The following is a 25,753-nucleotide window of genomic DNA, read 5'->3' as shown; positions in this document are numbered from 1 at the left end:
TTCGTGAATGCACTACCCGTGCAGGAGCTGCCGAAGGCTGCGATCTTTTGATCTTGAAAGATCGCAGCCTCGTTTCACTCGACAACTCCTACACAGCTCCTACACAGTTTTTACGGGTAAAGATCGAATTCGCTCTTGCCATCACTGAACTGCAACGCCGCCAACCGCGCATACAGCGCATTACTGGCAATCAACTCCTGATGCGTCCCCACCGCCACCAGCTTCCCTTGATCCATGACCGCAATGCGATCGGCATTCTTGACGGTCGCCAGTCGATGGGCGATGACCAGGGTCGTGCGGTTTTTCATGAGGCTAGGTAGCGCCTGCTGGATCAGGTGTTCGCTCTGGGCATCGAGGGCGCTGGTGGCTTCGTCGAGCAGCAGAATCGGCGCATCCACCAGCAGCGCCCGGGCGATGGCCAGGCGCTGGCGCTGACCGCCAGACAAACCTAGCCCACCATCCCCCAGATGCGTCTGATAGCCGTTGGGCATCGCCTGGATGAAGTCATGGGCGTAGGCGATTTTTGCTGCTTCCTGAACCTCTCTCAAAGTCGCCGTCGGCTTGCCGTAGCGGATATTGTCTTCAATGCTGCCGAAAAACAGCGCCGGGGTTTGCGAGACCAGGGCGAAGCAGCGACGCAGGTCCAGTGGTTCGAGCTGTGTCAGTGGCACGCCATCGAGCAGAAGGCGCCCTTCGGCGGGGTCGTAGAAACGCAGCAACAAGTCATACACCGTCGACTTGCCCGCACCGGACGGCCCGACCAGCGCCAGGGTTTCACCGGCCCTGACCGTCAGATTCAAGCCATCGACCGCGTAGCTTTCCGGACGTGACGGGTAGGAAAAGCGCACGTCCTGCAGTTGCAAATTGCCCTGCACCCGCGCAGGCAGCTTCACCAGGTCGCTAGCCGGTGGCACGATGATGTTTTCCGAACGCAGCAATTCCGCGATTCTTTCCGCGGCCCCTGCCGCACGCTGCAATTCGCCGATCACCTCGCTCAAGGTGCCGAACGCACTGCCCACGATCAGGCTGTAGAAAACAAACGCCGCCAGTTCGCCCGCGGAAATCCGCCCGGCAATCACGTCCATGCCGCCCACCCAGAGCATCACGCCCACGGCGCCCAGCACCAGCAGAATCACCAGGGTGATCAGCCAGGCACGTTGAAAAATACGTTTGCGCGCGGTGTTGAACGCCTCTTCCACGGTCGCGGCAAACCGTTGCTCGTCCTGCGCCTGATGGTTGTAGGCCTGCACGGTCTTGATCTGGCCGAGGGTTTCCGAGACGTAGCTGCCGATATCGGCGATGCGGTCCTGGCTCAGGCGCGACAGATTGCGCACTCGGCGGCCGAAGATCAGGATCGGCGCGATGACCAGGGGCAAGGCGACAACCACGATGCTGGTGAGCTTGGGGTTGGTGACAAACAACAGAACGATCCCGCCAATGACCATCAGCAGGTTGCGCAGGAACATCGACAGCGAAGAGCCGATCACCGATTGCAGCAGTGTGGTGTCGGCGGTCAGGCGTGACTGGATTTCCGAGCTGCGGTTGTTTTCGTAGAACCCGGGGTGCAGGTAAATCAGATGGTTGAACACCCGCTGGCGGATGTCGGCGACGCAGCGCTCGCCGATCCACGACACCAGGTAAAACCGCGCGAAGGTGCCCACCGCCAGGCCCATCACCAGCAGCATGAACAGACCGATGGACTGATTGAGCAAGTGTGGCGACTGGGTCATGAAACCCTGATCCACCAGCAAGCGAATGCCCTGCCCCATGGACAGGGTGATGCCCGCCGTGACGATCAAGGCGAACAAGGCGCCCAGCGCGTGCCAGCGATACGGCGCGATGAAGCGACTGGCGAGGCGAAGGGCGCGGCGGTGGCGAACTGAAAGCATCGGCATCATCCAACAGGAACAATTGACAGGTTCACCCTGCACTACTCAACGGAGCGGAACTCGGTGAATCACAATGAGTCAGGTTAATTATGACCGGCAATACCAGACCCTAGTCGTTATCGATCTAAAGTCCGGGTAGCAACGTCGAGTTATTTCTGGTGGACTGGTGTTGCCGTCATGAATGGATCGCAGGGAGTTGTCACAGCCCGGTCACCTGACGGATTTACATTAGGCACACAACCTGAAGAGGAGACAGGCCATGTCCTTGCAAAAAAGCAGCGATGACAAGATTCAAGTGATCCGCACGCAGCCACACCAGTCTCTGGGTTGCTCGATTATCGATAAGGACGGGCGCGAAGTACCGATCACTGAAGACATGATCCAGAAAGCATGCCGCGATCTGGACAAGCGATTGGTCAAGCCTGCCGAACAAAAGTGATATAGCCACCGTCTTCTGAACCCGGCCCTTGTTGGCCGGGTTTTTTATTGCCCGGAGTTTGATCGGCCCTGGTGCACTCGACAGCTCCTACAGAGTGAATGGGTTCAGCCAGTTAGATGGCGGTTGCGCCGAGGGCCGCTACGATCTGCCGCAATGCCGCGCTCTCGCCTTCGATCCGCACCTTCAACCCATCGATTTCCCGCCGCGACGGGTAGTTCTTGCGCAAGGCATCGAACGCTGCACGCTGCTGGCTGACGCTGCCGACCAGGCTGCGGCGGAAATCCGCGTCGTCACGGCGCGGGTCGTAGACGCCACGGCACAGCATCGCCAGCGCCCAGGCCGGGTCGGTTTCGGCGTCCAGGGCCACTTGTGACAGCCAGGGTGCAGGCAGCAAGTCGCTCAGGCTGACTTGAGCCGGCTGGCCGAGAAAATCGCAGTACGCCTGATAGATCTGCGCCGTGCCCCGCTGCTTGCCGTCGAGGCTGTAGCCGGCAATATGCGGCGTCGCCAGCACACAGAGATCGGCCAGCGCCGCGTCGACTTCCGGCTCGCCTTCCCAGACATCCAGCACTGCTTGCAGGTCTTCCCGGTCCAGCAGCACATCACGCAACGCCGCGTTGTTGACCACCGGACCGCGGCTGGCATTGATCAGCCAGGTACCGGGTTTGAGTCGATTCAGCTGCTTCTTGTCGAACAAATGCCAGGTCGACTGCGGGCCTTTTTTGGTCAGCGGCGTGTGCAGACTGATCACGTCGCATTGCTCGATGATCTGCTCCAGGCTGACGTAATCGCCCCCTTCGGCGGCTTGCCGTGGCGGATCGCAGACCAGGGTTTTCCAGCCCAGGCCCTGCAGGACCTTGACCAGACGCCCCCCGACCTGCCCGGCCCCGATGACGCCGTAGGTGCGTTGAGTCAGGTCGACGCCTTCGATTTCGGCCAGGGTCAGCAGGCTGCCGAGCACATAGTCGACCACGCCCCGGGCATTGCAGCCCGGCGCGCTGGACCAGGCGATGCCGGCCTGGGCGAAGTAATCCAGATCCAGGTGATCGGTGCCGATGGTGCAGGTGCCGACGAAGCGAACCTTGCTGCCCTCGAGCAGTGCGCGGTTGACGTTGGTCACCGAGCGCACCAGCAGCACATCGGCCTGTTCGACGGTGGCGCGGTCGATGGAGCGCCCCGGCACCCGGCGGATTTCGCCGAAACCTTCGAAGAAGGCGTCGAGCAGGGGGATATTTTCGTCGGCAACAATCAGCATGGCAGGCTCCTTTGGCGGATCGGCAGTGTAGGCGCAGAGCACGCCCGACGCCTAGCGCATTGATCCCCTGGAGCTGCCGAAGGCTGCGATCTTTTGACTTTGTTTTTAAAGCAAGATCAAAAGTTCGCAGCCTTCGGCAGCTCCTACAGGGAATCGGGTGAAGTTGCAGGTTTACAAATCCCCAACACAGTCTTTTCCTGACCATTGCGTCAAGGCGTAGAATGCGCCGCCTCGCGCATCAAAACCCTGGACGCTTTGCCTGTGAATTCCGTAACTGACACCACCGCTCAACTTCGTACGACCCCGGTTCGCGTCGAACTCAAGGGCCTGCTCGGGCTGGCCGTGCCGATCATGGTCGCGCAGCTGGCCACGACGGCCATGGGCTTTGTCGACGCGGTCATGGCAGGGCGTGTCAGCCCGCGGGACCTGGCCTCGGTGGCCCTGGGCAACTCGATCTGGATTCCGGTCTACCTGTTGATGTCCGGCGTGCTGCTGGCCACTACCCCGAAAGTCGCCCAGCGCTTTGGCGCCGCGCAGTTCGAGCAGATCGCTCCGCTGGTGCGCCAGGCGCTGTGGCTGGCGCTCTGTGTCGGGTTGATCGGCAGCGGTCTGCTGCTCAACGCCGAACCGATCCTGCACTGGATGAAAGTCGATCCGCAGTTGATCGAGCCGAGCATGGGCTACCTGCACGGCATCGCCTTCGGTTTTCCCGGCATTGCCTTCTATTACGTGCTGCGCTGCTACAGCGACGGCATGGGTCGCACCCGCCCGAGCATGGTCATCGGCCTGTGCGGTCTGCTGCTGAACATCCCGCTCAACTATGCGCTGATCTATGGCCATTTCGGCTTGCCCGCCCTGGGCGGCGTCGGTTGCGGTTGGGCCAGCGGCATCGTGATGTGGTTCATGGCCCTGAGCATGGCCGGCTGGACCTTCTGGGCGCCCTTCTATGCCCGCACCCGGGTACTGGCGCGTTTTGATCGTCCGCAATGGGCCGTGATCAAGCGTTTGGTGAGCATCGGCCTGCCGATCGGCATCGCCGTGTTCGCCGAGTCCAGCATCTTCGCGGTCATCGCTCTGTTGATCGGCAGCCTCGGCCCGACGGTGGTCGCCGGGCACCAGATCGCCCTGAACATCAGCTCGCTGCTGTTCATGATCCCGTATTCCCTGGGGATGGCGGTGACGGTGCGGGTCGGTCAGGCGTTGGGCGCCGGCAATCCCTATCAGGCGCGTTTTGCGGCCAAGGTCGGGCTGGGCGCGGCACTGGTGTTCGCGGCGTTCTCCGCCAGCCTGATCATGCTGCTGCGCGAGCCGATCGCTTCGATCTACACCCCTGACAGGGCGGTGATCCAGATCGCTTCGATGCTGATCGTGTATGCCGCGCTGTATCAGTTTTCCGATGCCATCCAGGTGATCTGTGCCGGTGCATTGCGCGGTTACCAGGACACCCGGGTGACGATGATCCTGACGCTGTTCGCCTACTGGGGCATTGGTTTGCCGGTGGGTTATGTGCTGGGGTTGACCGACTTGTTCGGCCCGGCCAGCGGCCCGAGCGGGCTGTGGGAAGGTTTGATCGCCGGCTTGAGCTGCGCGGCGCTGATGCTGTCGATCCGCCTGACACGCAGTGCGCGCAAGCGGATTCGCAGCGGCCATTCGGCGGGCTGAGCCCTCAAGCCGTACACAACCTGTAGCAGCTGGCGAAGCCAGCTGCTACATGGATTATCGTCAATTGGACTTCTTGCGAATCCAGTACAGATAGGTACCGGCGTCTTCGTGCTGCGCCACCAGTTCGTGGTCGAGAAACACGCAGAACTTGGGGATATCGCGGCGGGTCGACGGGTCGGTGGCGATCACCTTGAGCAGGCCGCCAGGCACCAGGTCACGGATGTGCTGGTGCAGCATCATCACCGGTTCCGGACAGTTGAGGCCGGTGGCGTCGAGGGTGCCGTCAACCGGCGTATCAAGCATTTCACTCATGATTCACTCCTGAAACTGGCCGGCATTGTCGCGCATTGTCGGGGGGCATAACAAATAACCTGACACACGACCATCCTCTGTAGGAGCTGCCGCAGGCTGCGATCTTTTGACTTTGCTTTGATGAAACAAAATCAAGATCAAAAGATCGCAGCCTGCGGCAGCGCCTACAAGGGAGGCGCGTACATTCCCGGGTTTAGCGGGACTTCGGCTTTTTCACGTCCATTCGACGCAAATGGCAGGTGACCTCTTCACGATCGTGGTACAGCTGCTTGCAGCCCACCTCGACCTTGATGCCCCGCGCCTTGAAGCCGTCGGCGATGCGTTCCAGCAGGCGTTTCACCTCGGCATACCGCTGTTTCATCGGCAACTTGAGGTTGACCACCGCTTCGCGGCAATGCCCCTCGCCGATCCACTCCTCCAGCATCGCTGCGTTGCGCGCCGGCTTCTCCACGATGTCGCAGACCATCCAGTCCACCGGTTGCTTGGGCTTGAAGGTGAAGCCGTCGGCCATCAGGTGCTGGACCAGGCCGGTTTCCATCAGGCTCTCAGCCATCGGGCCGTTGTCGATGGCGGTCACCAGCATGCCGCGGTTGACCAGTTGCCAGGTCCAGCCGCCAGGCGCGGCACCGAGGTCGACGCCAGTCATGTCGCTGTGCAGGCGTTCGTCCCACTGATCCCGCGGGATGAAGTGATGCCAGGCTTCTTCCAGCTTCAGCGTCGAACGGCTGGGCGCCTCCCGGGGGAACTTCAGGCGCGGAATGCCCATCGGCCACATCGCCTGATTGTCGGATTCCGCCAGGCCGACGAACACTTCACGGCCGCTCTTGAACGTCAGCAGCAGGCGCGGCTTACTGGCGTCGTCCACCAGCTTGCCGGCACCGACCAGCGCCTTGCGCAGCGGGCCCTCGAACTTCTTGCAGAAGGTCGACAGCTCCTTGCCATCGTTGGTGTCGAGCACTTCCAACCAGAGGCTGCCGCAGGTCGGAAAGTCCGCCAGATGGGCGAGGATCACGCTGATACGGTCGGTTTCCGGCAGTTCGACGAACATGCCTCGAGCCCATTGACGCGGGAAGATCAACTGGTCGAAACGCTGGCCGTGCATCAGGCGCTGGGCGCCGTCCGCTTCGCTGCAGACGAATTCGGCGCAGGCGCTGGCCGGCTTGGCCTTGGCGTAACCGGCCACGTTCAGCCGGGCGGCGATGTCGGAAATCTCCGAGCAGACTTCACCTTCGAAGCCCGGCCGGCAGTGCATAAAGAGGGTATTCATTCTTACTCCTGGGCAGATGGCACATTCGGCCACTGCGCGATGCCCAGACTTGCGCTGGAGCAAAGCCTGTCACGAAAACCGGCGCATGATAGCCGAGTTCGCAGCCCGGGACTTGCCTGATATCCATTGGTTTAGTGGCGCCACACCATCGGACGATGGCTGCCATCGAATCGAACGATCAGCATTGTCGTGGACTCTGAGTATCGTACCCACCGAGATGCCACACAGATCATCCGGTGGTTCGCCTTACGCACCAAACAGGGCTAGGTTTAATGCTCTGCCCGTTCCCTCAGTCCGTAGCCGTGCGGATGCAAAGGAGTGATCGCAATGCCGTCCCTCGATAGCCTGAACACCCTCAAAACCCTGCAAGTCGACGACAAGACCTACCACTATTTCAGCCTGCCGGATGCCGCCAAAAGCCTGGGCGATCTGGAGCAGTTGCCGATGTCGTTGAAAGTGCTGCTGGAAAACCTGTTGCGCTGGGAAGACGCAAAAACCGTCACCGGCGCCGACCTCAAGGCGATTGCCGCCTGGCTCAAGGAGCGCCGCTCCGACCGCGAGATCCAGTACCGCCCGGCGCGGGTCCTGATGCAGGACTTCACCGGTGTACCCGCCGTGGTCGACCTTGCCGCCATGCGCGCGGCGATGGCCCAGGCCGGCGGCGATCCGCAGCGAATCAACCCGCTGTCGCCGGTGGATCTGGTGATCGACCACTCGGTCATGGTCGACAAGTTCGCCAGCAGCAGCGCCTTCGAACAGAACGTCGACATCGAAATGCAGCGCAATGGCGAGCGTTATGCGTTCCTGCGCTGGGGCCAGAGCGCTTTCGATAATTTCAGCGTGGTGCCGCCGGGCACCGGGATCTGCCATCAGGTGAACCTGGAATACCTGGGCAAGACCGTCTGGACCAAGGACGAGGACGGACGCACCTATGCCTTCCCGGACACCCTGGTGGGCACCGACTCGCACACCACCATGATCAATGGCCTCGGCGTGCTTGGCTGGGGCGTCGGTGGTATCGAGGCGGAAGCGGCGATGCTGGGCCAGCCGGTGTCGATGCTGATTCCGGAAGTGATCGGCTTCAAGCTCACCGGCAAGCTCAAGGAAGGCATCACCGCCACCGACCTGGTGCTGACCGTAACCCAGATGCTGCGCAAGAAAGGCGTGGTCGGCAAATTCGTCGAGTTCTATGGCGATGGCCTCGCCGACCTGCCGCTGGCAGACCGTGCGACCATCGCCAACATGGCCCCGGAATACGGCGCCACCTGCGGCTTCTTTCCGGTGGATGAGGTCACCTTGGAATACCTGCGCCTGTCCGGTCGTGCGCTGGAAACCGTGAAACTGGTCGAGGCCTACAGCAAGGCCCAGGGCCTGTGGCGCCTGCCGGGCAAGGAACCGGTGTTCACCGACAGCCTGGCACTGGACATGGCCAGCGTCGAAGCCAGCCTCGCCGGCCCCAAACGTCCACAGGACCGCGTGTCGCTGCCGAATGTCGCGCAGGCGTTCAGCGATTTCCTCGGCGTAGCCCTCAAACCCACCAGCAAAGAGGAAGGTCGCCTGGAAAGCGAGGGCGGTGGCGGCGTGGCGGTGGGCAACGCGGACATGGCCGGGGAAGCAGACTATGAATTCGAAGGCCAGACCCACCGTCTGAAAAACGGCGCGGTGGTGATTGCCGCGATCACCTCCTGCACCAACACCTCCAACCCGAGCGTGATGATGGCGGCCGGTCTGGTGGCGAAAAAGGCTGTGGAAAAAGGCCTGCGGCGCAAGCCCTGGGTGAAAAGCTCGCTGGCGCCCGGCTCCAAAGTGGTCACCGACTACTATAAGGCGGCCGGTCTGACGCAATACCTGGACGAGCTGGGTTTCGACCTGGTCGGTTATGGCTGCACCACCTGCATCGGCAACTCCGGGCCCTTGCCGGAACCGATCGAGAAAGCCATCCAGCAAGCCGACCTGACCGTGGCCTCGGTACTGTCGGGCAACCGCAACTTCGAAGGCCGGGTCCACCCGCTGGTGAAAACCAACTGGCTGGCCTCGCCGCCGCTGGTGGTCGCCTACGCCCTGGCCGGCACCGTGCGTATCGACCTCAGCCGCGAGCCCTTGGGCGAAGACAGGAACGGCCAACTGGTTTATCTGCGCGACATCTGGCCGAGCAGCCAGGAAATCGCCGACGCCGTGGAACGGGTCAACACTTCGATGTTTCACAAGGAATACGCCGAGGTGTTCGCCGGTGACGCCCAGTGGCAGGCCATCGAAGTGCCGAAAGCGGCCACCTATGTCTGGCAGGACGACTCGACCTACATCCAGCATCCGCCGTTCTTCGACGGCATCGGCGGCCCGCCGCCGGTGGTCAAGGATGTGAAGGCGGCGCGGGTGCTGGCATTGCTGGGCGACTCGGTGACCACCGACCACATCTCGCCGGCCGGCAATATCAAGGCCGACAGCCCGGCGGGACGCTACCTGCGGGAGAAAGGCGTGGAACCGCGGGACTTCAACTCCTACGGCTCGCGACGCGGCAACCATGAAGTGATGATGCGCGGCACCTTCGCCAACATCCGCATTCGCAATGAAATGCTCGGCGGCGAGGAAGGCGGCAACACCCTGTACATCCCGACCGGGGAAAAGCTGGCGATCTACGACGCGGCCATGCGCTATCAGGCGGCAGGCACGCCGCTGGTGGTTATCGCCGGCCAGGAATACGGCACCGGATCGAGCCGCGACTGGGCGGCCAAGGGCACCAATCTGCTGGGGGTCAAGGCGGTCATCGCCGAAAGCTTCGAGCGGATTCACCGCTCCAACCTGGTGGGCATGGGCGTGCTGCCATTGCAGTTCAAGCTGGATCAGAACCGCAAGAGCCTGAACCTTCGCGGCACCGAGACGGTGGATATCCTCGGCCTGACAGGCGTCGAGCTGACGCCGCGAATGAACCTGACCCTGGTGATCACCCGTGAAAACGGCATTCAGGAAAAGGTCGATGTGCTGTGCCGGATCGATACGCTCAATGAAGTGGAATACTTCAAGTCCGGCGGGATCCTGCATTATGTGTTGCGACAGCTGATCGCTTCGTAGCGTTGCCGCTGACAAAAACACCGCCTTCGGGCGGTGTTTTTCTGGACGCAATTTCATGACTGACACAAAGCTGATGTGGGAGCGGGCTGCAGCACGCTGTAGATTTCACACCATTCAAGGATTTCACATGCTCGCTCTGCCATGGACCTGCCTGGCCCTCCTCTCCCTCGGTTACGGCATGGCTCTCGCCTACGGCCATCTTGGCGGATTCGCCGCCCTCTCCGTCGTGTTGCTGCTGATCGCCGGCTTCGCCGTCCGCCAACAGAGACTCGCCCTGGTTCGCTACCTCGGCCACGGCCTGTTCGTCGTCCTGGCTTTGGCCCTGGCGATCCACTGGCTGCCCGGTTTCTACAACGGCCGGGTCATCGACCCGCAACGCTTCACCAATGATGCCGTGCCGTTTTCCATGTACCTGAACCTGGACAAGCCCCTGATCGGCTTCTGGCTGTTGCTGGCCTGCCCATGGATCATGCGCCGACGCTCGCTGCCAATGATCGCGTATGCCACCGTTCTGTCGATGGCGCTCAGCGCGGTGCTGGCCTTGGGCGGTGCCCTGTTGCTGGGGGTCATCGGCTGGGCGCCGAAATGGCCCGAACACGCCTGGTTGTGGCTGCTCAATAACCTGCTGCTGGTGACCCTGGTCGAAGAGGCACTGTTTCGCGGATACCTCCAGGGCGGCCTGACTCGATGCTTCGAACGTCTGCCCCACGGAGCGAATCTGGCCCTGCTGCTGGCGTCGATTCTGTTCGGCCTGGCACACGCGGGGGCCGGCTGGCAATGGGTGCTGCTGGCCAGCCTGGCCGGTATTGGCTATGGCCTGGCCTACCGTTTCGGCGGGCTGGCGGCGGCCATTGCCACCCACTTCGGCTTGAACCTGCTGCACTTCGGGCTGTTCACCTATCCGATGCTCGCCGGCTGACGCAAGGGTCATTTTGCGACGCATCACTTAATTTCGGAAAAAACTCTCAACAAATCGCAACCGTGGCCGATACATCCCGTGAAAGCCTTGCGGACTAAAAAAGCCATGCGTAACAACCAGCCAATTACACAACGCGAACGGACCTTCCCGGCTCAGCAACGGTTGATTTCCACCACCGATGCCAAGGGCGTGATCACCTACTGCAACGACGACTTCGTCGAGATCAGCGGGTTCTCGCGCGAGGAGCTGATCCGCGCACCGCACAACCTGGTGCGTCACCCTGACGTTCCGGCCGCGGTGTTCGCACACATGTGGGCGACCCTCAAGCAAGGCTTGCCATGGATGGGCATTGTCAAGAATCGCTGCAAGAGCGGTGATCACTACTGGGTCAACGCCTATGTGACGCCGGTCTTTGAAGGCAATCAGGTGGTCGGTTACGAGTCGGTGCGGGTCAAGCCCACCGCCGAACAGATCAGCCGCGCCGAAGCGCTTTACCAACGCATCAACCAGGGCAAGCCGGCCGTTCCCTCCACCGATAAATGGTTGCCGGTGCTGCAGGACTGGCTGCCGTTCATTCTGGTCAGCCAGCTGAGCTTCATGATCGGTGCCTCGCTCAATTCCCAGTGGGGCTTTGCCCTGGCTGCCGGTCTTTCGGTGCCGCTGGGTCTGATGGGCCTGAGCTGGCAGCAGCGTGGCATCAAGCGCCTGTTGCGCCTGGCCGAGCAGACCACTTCCGATCCGCTGATCGCGCAGATGTACACCGACAGCCGTGGCGCCCAGGCGCGTCTGGAGATGTCGATCCTCAGCCAGGAAGCCCGTCTGAAAACCTGCCTGACCCGTCTGCAGGACACAGCCGAGCACCTGACCGAGCAAGCGAAACAGTCCGATGCTCTGGCGCACAACAGCTCCTCGGGGCTGGAACGCCAGCGCGTGGAAACCGAGCAGGTGGCGACCGCTGTGAATCAGATGGCCGCGACCACTCAGGAAGTCGCCAGCCACGTGCAGCGCACCGCCGACGCGACCCAGGAAGCCAATCGCCTGACCGGCCGTGGCCGCGATATCGCCGGGGAAACCCGCGAAGCCATCGAGCGTCTGTCGGTGGTGGTCGGGGAAACCGGCCAGACCGTGACTCAGCTGGCTCGGGACAGCGATGAGATCGGCGGCGTAGTCGATGTGATCAAGGGCATTGCCGACCAGACCAACCTGCTGGCGCTGAACGCGGCCATCGAAGCGGCCCGTGCCGGTGAGATGGGTCGTGGTTTCGCGGTGGTCGCCGATGAAGTGCGCCAGCTGGCGCAGCGCACCAGCGAATCCACCGGGCAGATCCATGCCCTGATCGCCAAGCTGCAACAGACCGCCGGCACCGCAGTGCAAACCATGGAGGCCGGGCATCGCCAGGCCGAGGAAGGTGTGGCGCGGGTACTGGAAGCGGATCAGGCGCTGGTGGGGATCAGCGAAGCGGTGGCCAACATCACCGACATGACCACCCAGATCGCCGCGGCGACCGAAGAGCAAAGCGCCGTGGCCGAGGAAATCAGCCGCAACATCAGCAACATTTCCGAACTGGCCGACCAGACTTCGGAACAGGCGCAGAACTCGGCGTTGTTGAGCGAGGAACTGACCAAGACGGCGAATACCCAGTATTCGTTGGTGGAGCGGTTTAACCGCTGATTGTTGGTGGCTCGAACAAAACCCGGACAGCGAAAGCTTCCGGGTTTTTTATTATTGGGCTCAAAGATGTGTTGCCAGCACCGGCCTCTTCGCGGGCAAGCCCGCTCCCACAGTGGATCGGGATGCAGGTGATTCTGTGATCGACACAAAACATCGTGGGAGCGGGCTTGCCCGCGAAGAGGCCCGCCCTGACAACGCAAACCTCACCGCAGAAACGCAGCCACCCGCTCCGCCGCCGCAGCCAAATGCTGCTCATGACTGAACCCCGAAGCCTTCAACGGCTTCAAATCATGATCCCCCGCTACCAGCCAAAACACCTCGATCGCCGGTGACAGTTCATACCCCGCCACCGCCTCGCGATTGCCCAAGGCATCGCGCTCACCCTGCACGATCAACGTGCGCGTCTTCAACCCGGCCAGATGCTCGACCCTCGGCTTCTCCGGCTTGCCCACGGCATAGAACGGATACCCCAGGCACACCAGCGCATCCACACCCAGCTCATCGGCCAGCAGACTGGCCATCCGCCCGCCCATGGATTTGCCGCCGATGGCCAGCGTCCCGGTGACATGGCGTCGCACCTGGGGATACACCTCGCGCCAGCATTCGAGCAGTTTCGGCGCCGGATTCGGCGGACGTTTGCCGCCATCGACACGCCGCTGCGCCATGTAGGGAAACTCGAAGCGCAGCACGTTGACCCCAAGCGCCGCGAGGCGTGTGGCCATGTCGTTCATCCAGTCGCTGTCCATGGGCGCGCCGGCACCATGGGCAAGGATCAATGTGGCCGAAGCCGTTGTCGCGGCGGCATTCCACAGCCATCCGTGATCGCGCACGCACTGCGCCCATTGATCCCCGTCAATACCGGCCTTGTGCCGTTTGTCCATGCTTGCCTCGCATTTAGTCTGCCTATAACTCCAGCCGAAGGATGCGCCGCTGGCGCGCTTGGGCTGAACCGTGGATGGGGAACCATGAACACTTCTATCAGTACCGCCTACAACTATAAGGTGGTCCGCCAATTCGCCATTATGACGGTGGTGTGGGGCATCGTCGGCATGGGGCTCGGGGTTTTTCTCGCTGCCCAGTTGGTCTGGCCCGAACTCAACTTCAACTTGCCGTGGACCAGCTTCGGTCGCTTGCGCCCGCTGCATACCAACGCGGTTATCTTCGCCTTCGGCGGCTGCGCGCTGTTCGCCAGCTCGTTCTACTCGGTGCAGCGCACCTGCCAGACACAACTGTTCGCGCCGAAAATTGCCGCGTTCTGCTTCTGGGGCTGGCAACTGGTGATCCTGCTGGCGGCCATCAGCCTGCCGCTGGGCTACACCAGTTCCAAGGAATACGCCGAGCTGGAATGGCCGATCGACATCCTGATCACCATCGTCTGGGTCGCCTACGCGATCGTGTTCTTCGGCACGGTGATGCAGCGCAAGACCAAGCACATCTATGTCGGCAACTGGTTTTTCGGCGGGTTCATCATCACCGTCGCCATCCTGCACATCGTCAACAACCTTGAGTTGCCGGTGAGCTTCACCAAGTCCTACTCGATCTACGCCGGCGCTACAGATGCCATGGTGCAGTGGTGGTACGGCCACAACGCCGTGGGTTTTTTCCTCACTGCGGGCTTTCTGGGGATGATGTATTACTTCGTGCCCAAGCAGGCCGAGCGTCCGGTGTATTCCTATCGCCTGTCGATCGTGCACTTCTGGGCGTTGATCACCCTGTACATCTGGGCCGGCCCCCACCACCTGCACTACACCGCGCTGCCGGACTGGGCGCAGTCGCTGGGCATGGTGATGTCACTGATCCTGCTGGCGCCAAGCTGGGGCGGCATGATCAACGGCATGATGACCCTCTCCGGTGCCTGGCATAAGTTGCGCAGCGACCCGGTCCTGCGCTTCCTCGTGGTGTCGCTCGCGTTCTACGGCATGTCGACCTTCGAAGGCCCGATGATGGCGATCAAGACCGTGAACGCCCTCTCCCACTACACCGACTGGACCATCGGCCACGTACACGCCGGCGCCCTGGGTTGGGTGGCGATGATTTCCATCGGCGCGCTGTACCACATGATCCCGAAAGTCTTCGGTCGCCCTCAGATGCACAGCATCGGCCTGATCAACGCGCACTTCTGGCTCGCCACCATCGGCACCGTGCTGTACATCGCCTCGATGTGGGTCAACGGCATCGCCCAGGGCCTGATGTGGCGTGCGGTGAACGAGGACGGCACGCTGACCTACTCCTTCGTCGAAACCCTGGTGGCCAGCCACCCGGGCTTCATCGTGCGACTGATCGGCGGAGCGGTGTTCCTCAGCGGCATGTTGCTGATGGCTTACAACACCTGGCGCACCGTGCGGGCCTCGCAGCCTGCCGAAGTCGCCGCTGCCGCGCAGATGGCTTGAGGAGCTCGCGATGAAACACGAAACGATTGAAAAGAACGTCGGCCTGCTGATGCTGCTGATGGTGTTCGCCGTGAGCATCGGCGGCCTGACCCAGATCGTCCCGCTGTTCTTCCAGGACGTGACCAACAAGCCGGTGGACGGCATGAAGCCCTACACCGCGCTGCAACTGGAAGGCCGCGACATCTATATCCGCGAAGGCTGCGTGGGCTGCCACTCGCAGATGATCCGCCCGTTCCGCGCCGAAACCGAACGCTACGGCCACTACTCGGTCGCCGGTGAAAGCGTCTGGGATCACCCGTTCCTGTGGGGCTCGAAACGTACCGGTCCCGATCTGGCCCGGGTCGGCGCGCGCTACTCGGATGACTGGCACCGCGCGCATTTGTACAACCCGCGCAACGTGGTGCCGGAATCGAAGATGCCGGCCTACCCATGGCTGGTAGCCAACGCGCTGGACAGCAGCCACACCGAAACCAAGCTGCGCGCCATGCGCACCCTGGGCGTGCCTTACACCAACGAGGACATTGCGGGCGCAACCGAGTCGCTCAAGGGCAAGACCGAAATGGACGCACTGGTCGCCTATCTGCAAGTGCTCGGCACTGCCATCAAGAGCAAGAGGTGATTCATGGTCATTGAAATGAGCACTGGAATGATCCGTGGCCTGGGCACCGTGGTGGTGTTCGTGGCCTTCGTCGGCCTGACCCTGTGGGTGTTCAACGCCAAGCGCAGTCCGGAGTTCGCCGAAGCGCGCCTGCTGCCGTTCGCCGACGAACCGCAACCCGACACGACCCAAGCATCCGCAACAAGGAGTACCCGGCCATGACCACCTTCTGGAGTACGTGGATCTGCGTACTGACCATCGGCAGCCTGATCGGCCTGACCTGGCTGCTGATCGGCACCCGCCGGGGCGAGACCAAGGGCAGCGTCGACCAGACCATGGGCCACAGCTTCGACGGCATCGAGGAATACGACAACCCGCTGCCGCAGTGGTGGTTCATGCTGTTCGCCGGCACCCTGGTGTTTGCCGTCGGCTACCTGATCCTCTATCCGGGCCTGGGCAACTGGAAAGGCATCCTGCCCGGCTACGAGAACGGCTGGACCGGCGCGCACGAGTGGGAAAAGGAGATGGACAAGGCCGACGCCAAGTTCGGACCGATCTTCGCCAAATTCGCCGCGATGCCATTGGAAGATGTCGCGCAGGATCCGCAGGCACTGAAGATGGGCGCACGCCTGTTCGCCTCCAACTGCTCGGTGTGCCACGGCTCGGACGCCAAGGGTGCTTTCGGCTTCCCCAACCTGACCGACAACGACTGGCGCTGGGGCGGCGACGCGCAGACCATCAGGACCACCATCATGGGCGGTCGCATGGCGGCGATGCCGGCCTGGGGTGAAATCCTAGGCGAGGCTGGCGTGAAAAACGTCGCCGCTTACGTGCGCCACGAACTGGCGGGCCTGCCGCTGCCGGCCGACGACACCGCCGACCTGCAAGCCGGCCAACAGGTGTTCAGCACCACCTGCACCGCCTGCCACGGCGCCACCGGCCAGGGCACCGAAGCCATGGGCGCGCCGAACCTGACGCATCCAGCCGGTTTTATTTACGGTTCGAGCCTGGCACAGCTGCAGCAGACCATCCGCCATGGTCGCCAGGGCCACATGCCGGCCCAGAGCGAACTGCTCGGCAACGACAAAGTGCAATTGCTGGCCGCGTATGTGTACAGCCTGTCCCACGGATTGAATACCGAGCGCCTGCAGGCCGAAGGCAAAAAACAGTAATCGCTGACCGCTCTACTGCCGCATTCTCCCGAATGCGGCAGTTCCCTCCTTCTTTGCGACTCATTGTCGCACCCTTCAATAGACCGCCTTTCGGTTCCCCGGATTCGGGTCTACGCTTTGACCGAAGCGGACTGGCCGATGCCGGTTCCAGGTCGACCCTGAACGATGTGTTCGACGAATCTGCCCGATGACAGGCCGCAAAGGCTGGTAGATACCGGCTGTCGCGACAATTGCCTTCGGTCACCAGATGGTTGCAATTGAACACACCTCGTAACATCCGACCTGACCCCCTCGCCTTTCCAGTCTTGAGTGGCAGTTTGCCCGTGGGCAAATTTGTCCTTACGCGGCGCATGGAAAGGCCGCAGAATCAGCTTTTGAAAGCATTGACCCAGGTCATGGCGCGTTGCAATGACCCCCTGCTTTCTACATACTTGCGCCGATTTTTAATCCTAATAAAACACCCAAACCGTGGAACCTTAGAATGAGCACAGCAATCAGTCCGACTGCTTATAACTATAAGGTAGTCCGCCAGTTCGCCATCATGACGGTGGTCTGGGGGATCCTTGGCATGGGGCTCGGTGTCTTCATCGCCTCTCAACTGGTCTGGCCGGAATTGAACTTCGGTCTGCCCTGGACGAGCTTTGGACGCCTGCGCCCGTTGCACACAAACCTGGTGATTTTCGCCTTCGGTGGTTGTGCACTGTTTGCCACTTCCTATTACGTCGTGCAGCGAACCTGCCAAACGCGACTGATTTCCGACAGCCTCGCGGCCTTCACCTTCTGGGGTTGGCAAGCGGTGATCGTCGGCGCCATCGTTACCTTGCCGCTGGGTTACACCACCACCAAGGAATACGCTGAGCTGGAATGGCCCCTGGCTATTCTGCTGGCCATCGTCTGGGTCACCTACGGTCTGGTGTTCTTCGGCACCATCACCAAGCGCAAGACCAAGCACATCTATGTCGGCAACTGGTTCTACGGCGCGTTCATCGTCGTGACCGCGATGCTGCACATCGTCAACCACATGTCGCTGCCGGTCAGCCTGTTCAAGTCCTACTCCGCCTACTCGGGCGCGACGGATGCGATGATCCAGTGGTGGTACGGCCACAACGCCGTGGGCTTCTTCCTGACCACGGGCTTTCTGGGGATGATGTACTACTTCGTGCCGAAACAGGCCGAGCGTCCGATCTACTCCTATCGCCTGTCGATCGTGCATTTCTGGGCACTGATCACCCTCTACATCTGGGCCGGTCCTCACCACCTGCACTACACCGCTCTGCCGGATTGGGCACAATCGCTGGGCATGGCGATGTCGATCATCCTGCTGGCGCCGAGCTGGGGCGGCATGATCAACGGCATGATGACCCTGTCGGGCGCCTGGCATAAGCTGCGCACCGACCCGATCCTGCGCTTCCTGGTGGTTTCCCTGGCCTTCTACGGCATGTCGACCTTCGAAGGTCCGATGATGGCGATCAAGACCGTGAACTCGCTGTCGCACTACACCGACTGGACCATCGGCCACGTACACGCCGGTGCCTTGGGCTGGGTGGCGATGATCTCCATCGGCGCGGTCTACCACATGATTCCGAAACTGTTCGGTCGTGCGCAGATGCACAGCGTCGGCCTGATCAACGCCCACTTCTGGCTCGCGACCATCGGTACCGTTCTGTACATCGCTTCGATGTGGGTAAACGGCATCACCCAGGGCCTGATGTGGCGTGCAATCAACGATGACGGCACCCTCACCTACTCGTTCGTCGAAGCACTGCAGGCCAGCCACCCGGGCTTCATCGTCCGCGCACTGGGCGGCGCATTCTTCGCCACCGGCATGCTGCTCATGGCCTACAACGTATGGCGCACCGTCCGTGCCTCGAACCCGGCAGAAGCTGAAGCCGCCGAACAGATCGCTGTAGTTGGAGCTCACTGATGAAGCATGAAGCAGTCGAGAAGAACATTGGCCTGCTGGCCTTCTTCATGGTCATCGCCGTCAGCGTCGGCGGCCTGACCCAGATCGTTCCGCTGTTTTTCCAGGACGTGACCAACAAGCCGGTCGAAGGCATGAAGCCTCGCTCCGCCCTTGAACTGGAAGGCCGCGACATCTACATCGCCAACGGTTGTGTCAGCTGCCACTCGCAGATGATCCGTCCGTTCCGTGCCGAAACCGAACGCTACGGCCACTATTCGGTCGCCGGTGAAAGCGTCTGGGATCACCCGTTCCTGTGGGGTTCCAAGCGTACCGGTCCGGACCTGGCCCGTGTCGGCGGTCGTTACTCCGATGACTGGCAGCGTGCGCACCTGTACAACCCGCGCAACGTCGTGCCCGAGTCGAAGATGCCGGCCTACCCGTTCCTCGTGGAAAACAAGCTCGACGGCAAAGACACCGCCAAGAAAATGGAAGTCTTGCGCGCGCTCGGCGTTCCTTACACCGACGAAGACATCGCCGGTGCCAAGGATGCCGTGAAGGGCAAAACCGAAATGGACGCGCTGGTGGCCTATCTGCAAGGCCTGGGCACCATCATCAAAAGCAAACGGTGATCTAAATGGATATCGGGATGATTCGTGGCCTGGGCACCGTCGTCGTGATGGTGGCCTTCGTAGGTCTGGCCCTGTGGGTGTTCAGCCCCAAGCGCAAGTCGGAGTTTGAAGACGCGACCTTGCTGCCTTTCGCGGATGATCCCGAAGCCATCAAGCACGTCGAGCAAGCTTCTAGGAGTAACAAAGAATGACTACATTCTGGAGTCTGTACGTCACAGTCCTCAGTCTCGGTACGATCTTTTCCCTGACCTGGCTGCTGTTGTCGACCCGCAAGGGCCAGCGCAGCGAGGCCACCGAAGAGACGGTTGGGCACTCTTTCGACGGGATCGAGGAGTACGACAACCCGCTACCGAAATGGTGGTTCATGCTGTTCGTGGGCACCATCGTTTTCGCCCTGGGCTACCTGGTGCTGTACCCGGGCCTGGGCAACTGGAAAGGCCTGCTGCCAGGTTACAACTACCTGGATAACGAGAAGCAGACCGCGTTCGCCAACGGCCAGACCGGCTGGACCGGCGTTCACGAGTGGGAAAAGGAAATGGCTCGTTCGGACGCCAAGTTCGGTCCGATCTTCGCCAAGTTCGCCGCCATGCCGATCGAAGAAGTCGCCAAGGACCCGCAAGCCCTGAAGATGGGTGGCCGCCTGTTCGCCTCCAACTGCTCGGTCTGCCACGGTTCCGACGCCAAGGGCGCTTATGGCTTCCCTAACCTGACCGACGCCGACTGGCGCTGGGGCGGCGAGCCGGAAACCATCAAGACCACCATCATGGGCGGTCGCCACGCGGTCATGCCGGCGTGGGCTGACGTGATCGGCGAGCAAGGCGTGGCGGACGTTGCCGCGTTCGTCGTGACCAACCTCGATGGTCGCAAACTGCCGGAAGGCACCAAGGCCGACCCGGCCAACGGCCAGAAGCTGTTCGCCGCCAACTGCGTGGCTTGCCACGGTCCGGAAGGCAAAGGCACCCCGGCCATGGGCGCGCCAAACCTGACTCACCCGGCAGCGTTCATCTACGGTTCGAGTTTCGCTCAACTGCAGCAGACCATCCGTTACGGCCGTCAGGGCCAGATGCCTGCGCAAGAGCAAATGCAGGGCAACGACAAGGTTCACCTGCTGGCCGCTTACGTCTACAGCCTGTCCCATGGCGAGAAAGCTCCGGCGCAAGATGCCCAGTAAGGCAGGCGCCTCGGGCGATTGAACCCAGGCAGCGCTTCACGAAAAATCCGATGCCAGTCTCCTGGCTTCGGATTTTTTTATGCCCGCCCCCTTCTGTAGGAGCGAGCTTGCTCGCGATGGTCGTCAACGATAACGCGGGACACCTGATACCCCGCGGTGTCTGGGCCTCCATCGCGAGCAAGCTCGCTCCTACAGGGGCAGGGTCACGCGCCGGATTCGGGATCGCTCGCAGGCAAGTCAGGGGACGTCTGCCCGGTCTCTTCCCGCTCAATCGCCTGCGGATCATCCTGCACTTCACCAACACCACTATGGGTTCCCGCCTGCGGATGTTCGCTGGACACCCTGTTGGAGACAGCCACATCCGTCATGTCTTCATCGAGCGGCGCCTCATCATCCGGCGCCAGCGGAACCTCGGACTCCCCTCGCCTCGGGTCATGCCCGGTTTCGTTGTCGGTCGTGCGCGTGACTTCCTGCTGCGACATGTTTCCAGGTGCATTCTCGTCAATGTCCATACTGCTTCTCCGTTCGCATGCGCGGGATATCCGCTCTTAAACGTGAGAAACAACACAGCGGCGTGAGTGCCTTGCATTGGACGAATGGTGAGCAGCAGACATAGATTTCGAAATCGAGCGCATCGTGATTAATCATCGCCCATGAGCCTGCCTTGATGTAATCACTGACCACCGAAGCTGTATTCGAGCCCGGCAACTCGTTGGCCGATTGCCCCCTCCCTCGCGCAAAACCGGCCATAATTCACAAGTCAATTGATACAGGTCATTACACGGTCATTGGATTTCCACCAACGTGACCAAAGGTCGCACCCTTGAGCCAGAGCGACAGGCGTATCATTGCGCCACTGCGACACCCCTTTTTGACCGCGGTTGGCACGTACTGACCGAGGCATTTTTCCACTGCCGTGGGATGCAACCGATGAGCAACCAGATTCCGGTACACGACGTTACTCCGCCTGCCAAAAACGCGAATAACAGCGTCGACCTCTACGCCTCCCGGGAAAAGATCTACACCCGCGCCTTCACCGGCCTGTTCCGCAACCTGCGGATGGCAGGCGGTGCCGTGTTGTTCCTGCTGTACTTCGGTACGGTGTGGCTGAACTGGGGCGGGCACCAGGCTGTCTGGTGGAACCTGCCGGAGCGTAAATTCTTCATTTTCGGCGCGACCTTCTGGCCCCAGGATTTCATCCTGCTCTCGGGCATGCTGATCATCGCCGCGTTCGGCCTGTTCTTCATCACCGTGTACGCCGGCCGGGTCTGGTGCGGTTACACCTGTCCGCAGAGCGTCTGGACGTGGATCTTCATGTGGTGCGAAAAGGTCACCGAAGGCGACCGCAACCAGCGCATCAAGCTCGACAAGGCGCCGATGAGCGCCAACAAATTCCTGCGCAAATTCAGCAAGCACGCGATGTGGCTGCTGATCGGTTTCGTGACCGGCATGACCTTCGTCGGCTACTTCTCGCCGATCCGTGAACTGGTTATCGATTTCTTCACCGGCGAGGCTGATGGCTGGTCGTATTTCTGGGTCGGTTTCTTCACCCTCGCCACCTACGGCAACGCCGGCTGGCTGCGTGAGCAGGTGTGCATCTACATGTGCCCGTACGCACGCTTCCAGAGCGTGATGTTCGACAAGGACACCCTGATCGTTTCCTACGACCCGCGTCGCGGTGAAGGCCGTGGTCCGCGCAAGAAAGGGATCGATTACAAGGCCCAGGGCCTGGGCGATTGCATCGACTGCACCATGTGCGTCCAGGTCTGCCCGACCGGCATCGACATCCGCGACGGTCTGCAAATCGAGTGCATCGGCTGCGCGGCCTGCATCGATGCCTGCGACGCGATCATGGACAAAATGGAGTACCCGCGCGGCCTGATCAGCTACACCACCGAACACAACCTGTCCGGGCAGAAAACCCACAAGCTGCGTCCGCGCCTCATCGGCTATGCCGTGGTGCTGCTGGCCATGATCAGCTTGCTGATCACCGCGTTCTTCATGCGCTCGCTGGTGGGCTTCGACGTCAGCAAGGACCGCGTGCTGTACCGTGAGAACGCCGAGGGCCGGATCGAGAACGTCTACAGCCTGAAGATCATGAACAAGGATCAGCGCGACCACACCTATGTGCTAGAAGCTACCGGCTTGCCCGACCTCAGGTTGCAAGGCCGGCGCGAGATCAAGGTGGCGGCCGGCGATATCGTCAGCCAGCCGGCCGAACTGTCCGTGGCCCCGGAACACCTGCCATCGAGCACCAACGAGGTGAAATTCATCCTCAAGGACACCGATGACGCCAGCATTCACGTTGAAGCCAAGAGCCGATTCATCGGCCCACAAAATCGTTGAGAGAAGTGAACATGCCCGCAGCAAACGCCGCAAGCCCGTGGTACAAGCACCTTTGGCCATGGATCATCATCGGGATTCTGGCCTGCTCGGTGACGCTGACCCTGTCGATGGTGACCATCGCGGTCAATCACCCGGACAACCTGGTCAACGACAACTACTACGAGGCCGGCAAAGGCATCAACCGCTCCCTGGACCGCGAACTGCTGGCGCAGACCCTGTTGATGCGCGCCAGCGTCCGCCTGGATGACGTGACCGGAGAAGTCGACCTGCGCCTGAGCGGCAACAGCCAGCCGCAAACCCTGGAGCTGAACCTGATCTCCCCGACCCAGCCGGAGAAGGATCGCAAGATCATCCTGACCCGCAGTGAAACCGAACAGGGCCGCTACCTCGGCCAGTTGAGCGACAAGGTCGAAGGCCGGCGCTTCGTCGAACTGCTCGGCACCCAGGACGACCACACCTGGCGCCTGTTCGAGGAAGAAGCGGTCGATCATGAAAAGGACCTGCTGCTGGGCGACGAGCCGTTGCAGGGGGCGGAAGACCAGAAAAAATAAATGCAAACTCCCGTCCCTGTGTAGGGGGATTGTTCTGGATGATAGATTCGATTTGATGACCACCCCACTCCCCTGCTACCACTGCGCCCTGCCCGTCCCCGCCGGCAGCCGTTTCACTGCGGCGGTCCTTGGGCAAACCCGCGAATTCTGTTGCCCTGGCTGTCAGGCAGTGGCCGAAGCGATTGTGGCCGGCGGGCTGGAAAGCTATTACCAGCATCGCAGCGAAGCCTCGGCCAACCCCGAAGCATTGCCGGTGCAACTGGTCGATGAGCTGGCGCTGTATGACCGCGCCGAAGTGCAGCAACCCTTTGTCCGCCACGAAGGCGAGCTGGCGGAAACCACGCTGCTGATGGAAGGCATCAGTTGCGCCGCCTGTGGCTGGCTGATCGAGAAACACCTGCGCGCGCTGCCGGCGGTGGCCGAGGCGCGACTGAACCTGTCGAACCATCGCCTGCACGTGCGCTGGGCGGACGCGCAACTGCCCCTCAGCCAGGTCCTCAGCGAGCTGCGCCACATCGGCTACGCCGCCCACCCTTACCAGGCCGACCGCGCCAGCGAGCAACTGGCCAGCGAGAACCGCCTGGCCTTGCGTCAACTCGGAGTCGCCGGCCTGCTGTGGTTCCAGGCGATGATGGCGACCATGGCCACCTGGCCGGAATTCAACATCGACCTCAGCCCCGAAATGCATACGATCCTGCGCTGGGTCGCGCTGTTCCTCACCACGCCGATCGTCTTCTACAGCTGCGCACCGTTCTTCAAGGGCGCCATGCGCGACCTGCGCACCCGTCACCTGACCATGGACGTTTCGGTCTCGCTAGCCATTGGCAGCGCCTACATCGCCGGGATCTGGACTTCGATCACCGGCGTCGGCGAACTGTATTTCGACGCGGTGGGCATGTTTGCCCTGTTCCTGCTGGCCGGGCGATACCTCGAGCGTCGCGCGCGGGAGCGCACCGCCGCCGCCACCGCGCAGCTGGTCAATCTGCTGCCGGCCTCCTGCCTGCGCCTGAACCCGGATGGCCAGAGCGAACGCATTCTGCTGAGCGAACTGAAGGTCGGCGATCAGGTGCTGGTCCATCCCGGCGCCGTGCTTCCGGCTGACGGCAGGATCATCGACGGCCAGTCGAGCATCGACGAATCCCTGCTGACCGGCGAATACCTGCCGCAACCTCGCACCCCCGGCGATGCCGTCACCGCCGGCACCCTGAACGTCGAAGGCGCGCTGACCGTGCAAGTCCAGGCGCTCGGCCAGGATACCCGACTCTCGGCCATCGTCCGTCTGCTGGATCGCGCCCAGGCCGAGAAACCACGGCTGGCGGAAATCGCCGACCGCGCCTCGCAGTGGTTCCTGCTGCTGACCCTGATCGCCTCGGCCTGCATCGGCCTGTTGTGGTGGCAGCTGGATTCGGCGCGGGCGTTCTGGATTGTCCTGGCCATGCTGGTCGCCACCTGCCCCTGCGCTTTGTCCCTGGCAACGCCGACCGCCCTTACCGCCGCCACCGGCACCCTGCATAAACTCGGTTTGCTGCTGACTCGCGGCCATGTGCTGGAAGGCATCAACCAGATCGATACGGTGATTTTCGACAAGACCGGCACCCTGACCGAAGGACGACTGGCACTGCGCTCGATCCGCCCCCTCGGCGCCCTCGACAGCGATCAATGCCTGAGCCTGGCCGCCGCGCTGGAAAACCGCTCCGAACACCCCATCGCCCGGGCCTTCGGTCGCGCGCCACTGGCCGCCGAAGAGGTGCACAGCTCCCCCGGCCTGGGCCTTGAAGGACGGGTTGGCGAGCAGCGTCTGCGGATTGGCCAGCCCGGTTTTGTCTGCGCACTCAGCGGCGCCGCCGCACCCTCGATGCCGGATGAAGCCGGGCAATGGCTGCTGCTCGGCGATCAGCAGGGACCGTTGGCCTGGTTTGTCCTCGACGACCGTTTGCGCAGCGATGCCCCGGCCCTGCTGGCCGCCTGCAAGGCCCGCGGCTGGCGCACGGTGCTGCTGTCCGGCGACAGTTCGCCAATGGTCGCCAGTGTCGCGGCGCAACTGGGCATCGACGAAGCCCGGGGCGGCTTGCGCCCGGACGACAAATTGCAGGTTCTGCAGCAACTGCATCAGCAAGGCCGCAAGGTGCTGATGCTTGGCGACGGGGTCAACGATGTACCGGTACTGGCCGCTGCCGATATCAGCGTGGCCATGGGCTCGGCCACCGATCTTGCGAAAACCAGTGCCGACGCGGTGCTGCTGTCCAATCGCCTCGATGCCCTGGTGGAGGCCTTCAGCCTGGCCCGACGCACCCGTCGGGTGATCATCGAGAACCTGCTATGGGCCGGGTTGTACAATGGCCTCATGTTGCCGTTCGCCGCCCTCGGCTGGATCACGCCCGTGTGGGCAGCGGTCGGCATGTCCATCAGTTCGTTGACCGTGGTGCTCAATGCCCTGCGCCTGACTCGCCTGCCGGGTACGCAGGCCGCAGCCACCACGCCAGAAACCCGCCCGCTGCCGGCCTGAGCCG

22 protein-coding genes are annotated in these 25,753 nt (G+C 62.0%); 16 read left to right on the top strand and 6 right to left on the bottom strand.

The window, feature by feature from the left end; translation table 11 throughout:
* Nucleotides 1-110: 110 nt before the first annotated feature.
* Nucleotides 111-1,898 (bottom strand): ABC transporter transmembrane domain-containing protein, encoded by a 1,788-nt coding sequence (locus tag HNO86_RS16380; RefSeq protein ID WP_175377981.1) that lies wholly within the window; start codon nucleotides 1,896-1,898, stop codon nucleotides 111-113.
* Between the two features lie 250 nt (nucleotides 1,899-2,148).
* Between HNO86_RS16380 and HNO86_RS16375 the strand changes: the two genes are divergently transcribed.
* Nucleotides 2,149-2,328 carry a PA1571 family protein gene (locus tag HNO86_RS16375; protein ID WP_175377980.1) on the top strand — a complete coding sequence of 60 codons (180 nt, stop codon included), beginning with the start codon at nucleotides 2,149-2,151 and terminating at the stop codon, nucleotides 2,326-2,328.
* A gap of 112 nt (nucleotides 2,329-2,440) precedes the next feature.
* Here the strand turns inward: HNO86_RS16375 and pdxB are convergent, their stop codons facing one another.
* Nucleotides 2,441-3,583: a 4-phosphoerythronate dehydrogenase PdxB gene (gene pdxB, locus HNO86_RS16370; protein ID WP_175377979.1), complete on the bottom strand. Its 1,143-nt coding sequence runs from the start codon at nucleotides 3,581-3,583 to the stop codon at nucleotides 2,441-2,443.
* A 261-nt stretch (nucleotides 3,584-3,844) separates the two neighbouring features.
* Here pdxB and HNO86_RS16365 point away from each other — a divergent pair, with 261 nt between their 5' ends.
* Nucleotides 3,845-5,245 carry an MATE family efflux transporter gene (locus HNO86_RS16365; protein ID WP_175377978.1) on the top strand — a complete coding sequence of 467 codons (1,401 nt, stop codon included), beginning with the start codon at nucleotides 3,845-3,847 and terminating at the stop codon, nucleotides 5,243-5,245.
* A gap of 60 nt (nucleotides 5,246-5,305) precedes the next feature.
* Here HNO86_RS16365 and tusA read toward each other — a convergent pair whose 3' ends face one another.
* Entirely contained in the window at nucleotides 5,306-5,557 is a 252-nt protein-coding gene (tusA, locus tag HNO86_RS16360) for a sulfurtransferase TusA (RefSeq protein WP_175377977.1), read from the bottom strand.
* A gap of 193 nt (nucleotides 5,558-5,750) precedes the next feature.
* Complete coding sequence (gene rlmM, locus HNO86_RS16355) at nucleotides 5,751-6,824, bottom strand: 23S rRNA (cytidine(2498)-2'-O)-methyltransferase RlmM (protein WP_175377976.1); 1,074 nt, start codon at nucleotides 6,822-6,824, stop codon at nucleotides 5,751-5,753.
* Between the two features lie 327 nt (nucleotides 6,825-7,151).
* Here rlmM and acnA point away from each other — a divergent pair, with 327 nt between their 5' ends.
* The 3 genes from acnA (at nucleotide 7,152) to HNO86_RS16340 (ending at nucleotide 12,483) form a co-directional block, all read left to right on the top strand.
* A complete protein-coding gene (acnA, locus tag HNO86_RS16350) occupies nucleotides 7,152-9,893 on the top strand; it encodes an aconitate hydratase AcnA (RefSeq protein WP_175377975.1) in 2,742 nt (913 codons plus the stop codon).
* A 127-nt stretch (nucleotides 9,894-10,020) separates the two neighbouring features.
* A complete protein-coding gene (locus HNO86_RS16345; RefSeq protein ID WP_175377974.1) occupies nucleotides 10,021-10,812 on the top strand; it encodes a CPBP family intramembrane glutamic endopeptidase in 792 nt (263 codons plus the stop codon).
* Nucleotides 10,813-10,917: 105 nt separating this feature from the next.
* Nucleotides 10,918-12,483, top strand: coding sequence for a PAS domain-containing methyl-accepting chemotaxis protein (locus HNO86_RS16340; RefSeq protein ID WP_175377973.1), 1,566 nt, complete (start codon nucleotides 10,918-10,920; stop codon nucleotides 12,481-12,483).
* Between the two features lie 203 nt (nucleotides 12,484-12,686).
* On the opposite strand, the gene HNO86_RS16335 is transcribed toward HNO86_RS16340, so the two are convergent.
* Entirely contained in the window at nucleotides 12,687-13,364 is a 678-nt protein-coding gene (locus HNO86_RS16335) for an alpha/beta family hydrolase (RefSeq protein WP_256672656.1), read from the bottom strand.
* Between the two features lie 84 nt (nucleotides 13,365-13,448).
* On the opposite strand from HNO86_RS16335, the gene ccoN (HNO86_RS16330) reads away from it, so the two are divergent.
* From ccoN (HNO86_RS16330) to ccoP (HNO86_RS16295), 8 genes are all read left to right on the top strand, one after another.
* Nucleotides 13,449-14,873, top strand: coding sequence for a cytochrome-c oxidase, cbb3-type subunit I (gene ccoN / locus HNO86_RS16330; RefSeq protein WP_175377972.1), 1,425 nt, complete (start codon nucleotides 13,449-13,451; stop codon nucleotides 14,871-14,873).
* 10 nt (nucleotides 14,874-14,883) lie between these two features.
* Nucleotides 14,884-15,492: a cytochrome-c oxidase, cbb3-type subunit II gene (gene ccoO, locus HNO86_RS16325; protein WP_175377971.1), complete on the top strand. Its 609-nt coding sequence runs from the start codon at nucleotides 14,884-14,886 to the stop codon at nucleotides 15,490-15,492.
* Nucleotides 15,493-15,495: 3 nt separating this feature from the next.
* Nucleotides 15,496-15,693, top strand: coding sequence for a cbb3-type cytochrome c oxidase subunit 3 (locus HNO86_RS16320; protein WP_175377970.1), 198 nt, complete (start codon nucleotides 15,496-15,498; stop codon nucleotides 15,691-15,693).
* Complete coding sequence (gene ccoP / locus HNO86_RS16315) at nucleotides 15,690-16,643, top strand: cytochrome-c oxidase, cbb3-type subunit III (protein ID WP_175377969.1); 954 nt, start codon at nucleotides 15,690-15,692, stop codon at nucleotides 16,641-16,643. The genes HNO86_RS16320 and ccoP (HNO86_RS16315) overlap by 4 nt, the downstream gene beginning before the upstream one ends.
* A 481-nt stretch (nucleotides 16,644-17,124) precedes the next feature.
* Nucleotides 17,125-18,567: a cytochrome-c oxidase, cbb3-type subunit I gene (ccoN, locus tag HNO86_RS16310; protein ID WP_110967184.1), complete on the top strand. Its 1,443-nt coding sequence runs from the start codon at nucleotides 17,125-17,127 to the stop codon at nucleotides 18,565-18,567.
* Nucleotides 18,567-19,175, top strand: a complete 609-nt coding sequence (ccoO, locus tag HNO86_RS16305; RefSeq protein ID WP_095197330.1) for a cytochrome-c oxidase, cbb3-type subunit II — start codon at nucleotides 18,567-18,569, stop codon at nucleotides 19,173-19,175. Before ccoN (HNO86_RS16310) ends, ccoO (HNO86_RS16305) begins: the two co-directional genes overlap by 1 nt.
* A 5-nt stretch (nucleotides 19,176-19,180) precedes the next feature.
* Nucleotides 19,181-19,366, top strand: a complete 186-nt coding sequence (locus HNO86_RS16300) for a CcoQ/FixQ family Cbb3-type cytochrome c oxidase assembly chaperone (protein WP_032831505.1) — start codon at nucleotides 19,181-19,183, stop codon at nucleotides 19,364-19,366.
* Nucleotides 19,363-20,346 carry a cytochrome-c oxidase, cbb3-type subunit III gene (gene ccoP, locus HNO86_RS16295; RefSeq protein WP_175377968.1) on the top strand — a complete coding sequence of 328 codons (984 nt, stop codon included), beginning with the start codon at nucleotides 19,363-19,365 and terminating at the stop codon, nucleotides 20,344-20,346. Before HNO86_RS16300 ends, ccoP (HNO86_RS16295) begins: the two co-directional genes overlap by 4 nt.
* A gap of 203 nt (nucleotides 20,347-20,549) precedes the next feature.
* Here the strand turns inward: ccoP (HNO86_RS16295) and HNO86_RS30620 are convergent, their stop codons facing one another.
* Complete coding sequence (locus HNO86_RS30620) at nucleotides 20,550-20,858, bottom strand: hypothetical protein (RefSeq protein WP_175377967.1); 309 nt, start codon at nucleotides 20,856-20,858, stop codon at nucleotides 20,550-20,552.
* 418 nt (nucleotides 20,859-21,276) lie between these two features.
* Between HNO86_RS30620 and ccoG the strand changes: the two genes are divergently transcribed.
* The 3 genes from ccoG to HNO86_RS16275 are packed head-to-tail and all read left to right on the top strand — an operon-like array spanning nucleotide 21,277 to nucleotide 25,749.
* Nucleotides 21,277-22,692, top strand: a complete 1,416-nt coding sequence (gene ccoG, locus HNO86_RS16285; RefSeq protein ID WP_175377966.1) for a cytochrome c oxidase accessory protein CcoG — start codon at nucleotides 21,277-21,279, stop codon at nucleotides 22,690-22,692.
* Between the two features lie 11 nt (nucleotides 22,693-22,703).
* Nucleotides 22,704-23,243 (top strand): FixH family protein, encoded by a 540-nt coding sequence (locus HNO86_RS16280; protein ID WP_175377965.1) that lies wholly within the window; start codon nucleotides 22,704-22,706, stop codon nucleotides 23,241-23,243.
* A 55-nt stretch (nucleotides 23,244-23,298) separates the two neighbouring features.
* The gene (locus HNO86_RS16275; protein ID WP_175377964.1) at nucleotides 23,299-25,749 is read left to right on the top strand and encodes a heavy metal translocating P-type ATPase; all 2,451 of its coding nucleotides are present in this window, start codon (nucleotides 23,299-23,301) and stop codon (nucleotides 25,747-25,749) included.
* Nucleotides 25,750-25,753: the final 4 nt, after the last annotated feature.

Origin of the sequence: Pseudomonas sp. C1C7 (genome assembly GCF_013359595.1) — a bacterium.
GTDB lineage: Bacteria > Pseudomonadota > Gammaproteobacteria > Pseudomonadales > Pseudomonadaceae > Aquipseudomonas.
Note: the sequence above shows the minus strand (reverse complement) of the source record. Positions and strands in the feature narration are given on the sequence as shown.

What these genes read in the sequence shown, in the direction of transcription:
- HNO86_RS16380 (WP_175377981.1), bottom strand. Translation starts at nt 1,898, where the DNA reads ATGATGCCGATGCTTTCAGTTCGCCACCGCCGCGCCCTTCGCCTCGCC.
- HNO86_RS16375 (WP_175377980.1), top strand. Translation starts at nt 2,149, where the DNA reads ATGTCCTTGCAAAAAAGCAGCGATGACAAGATTCAAGTGATCCGCACG.
- pdxB (WP_175377979.1), bottom strand. Translation starts at nt 3,583, where the DNA reads ATGCTGATTGTTGCCGACGAAAATATCCCCCTGCTCGACGCCTTCTTC.
- tusA (WP_175377977.1), bottom strand. Translation starts at nt 5,557, where the DNA reads ATGAGTGAAATGCTTGATACGCCGGTTGACGGCACCCTCGACGCCACC.
- rlmM (WP_175377976.1), bottom strand. Translation starts at nt 6,824, where the DNA reads ATGAATACCCTCTTTATGCACTGCCGGCCGGGCTTCGAAGGTGAAGTC.
- acnA (WP_175377975.1), top strand. Translation starts at nt 7,152, where the DNA reads ATGCCGTCCCTCGATAGCCTGAACACCCTCAAAACCCTGCAAGTCGAC.
- HNO86_RS16345 (WP_175377974.1), top strand. Translation starts at nt 10,021, where the DNA reads ATGCTCGCTCTGCCATGGACCTGCCTGGCCCTCCTCTCCCTCGGTTAC.
- HNO86_RS16340 (WP_175377973.1), top strand. Translation starts at nt 10,918, where the DNA reads ATGCGTAACAACCAGCCAATTACACAACGCGAACGGACCTTCCCGGCT.
- HNO86_RS16335 (WP_256672656.1), bottom strand. Translation starts at nt 13,364, where the DNA reads ATGGACAAACGGCACAAGGCCGGTATTGACGGGGATCAATGGGCGCAG.
- ccoN (WP_175377972.1), top strand. Translation starts at nt 13,449, where the DNA reads ATGAACACTTCTATCAGTACCGCCTACAACTATAAGGTGGTCCGCCAA.
- ccoO (WP_175377971.1), top strand. Translation starts at nt 14,884, where the DNA reads ATGAAACACGAAACGATTGAAAAGAACGTCGGCCTGCTGATGCTGCTG.
- HNO86_RS16320 (WP_175377970.1), top strand. Translation starts at nt 15,496, where the DNA reads ATGGTCATTGAAATGAGCACTGGAATGATCCGTGGCCTGGGCACCGTG.
- ccoP (WP_175377969.1), top strand. Translation starts at nt 15,690, where the DNA reads ATGACCACCTTCTGGAGTACGTGGATCTGCGTACTGACCATCGGCAGC.
- ccoN (WP_110967184.1), top strand. Translation starts at nt 17,125, where the DNA reads ATGAGCACAGCAATCAGTCCGACTGCTTATAACTATAAGGTAGTCCGC.
- ccoO (WP_095197330.1), top strand. Translation starts at nt 18,567, where the DNA reads ATGAAGCATGAAGCAGTCGAGAAGAACATTGGCCTGCTGGCCTTCTTC.
- HNO86_RS16300 (WP_032831505.1), top strand. Translation starts at nt 19,181, where the DNA reads ATGGATATCGGGATGATTCGTGGCCTGGGCACCGTCGTCGTGATGGTG.
- ccoP (WP_175377968.1), top strand. Translation starts at nt 19,363, where the DNA reads ATGACTACATTCTGGAGTCTGTACGTCACAGTCCTCAGTCTCGGTACG.
- HNO86_RS30620 (WP_175377967.1), bottom strand. Translation starts at nt 20,858, where the DNA reads ATGGACATTGACGAGAATGCACCTGGAAACATGTCGCAGCAGGAAGTC.
- ccoG (WP_175377966.1), top strand. Translation starts at nt 21,277, where the DNA reads ATGAGCAACCAGATTCCGGTACACGACGTTACTCCGCCTGCCAAAAAC.
- HNO86_RS16280 (WP_175377965.1), top strand. Translation starts at nt 22,704, where the DNA reads ATGCCCGCAGCAAACGCCGCAAGCCCGTGGTACAAGCACCTTTGGCCA.
- HNO86_RS16275 (WP_175377964.1), top strand. Translation starts at nt 23,299, where the DNA reads ATGACCACCCCACTCCCCTGCTACCACTGCGCCCTGCCCGTCCCCGCC.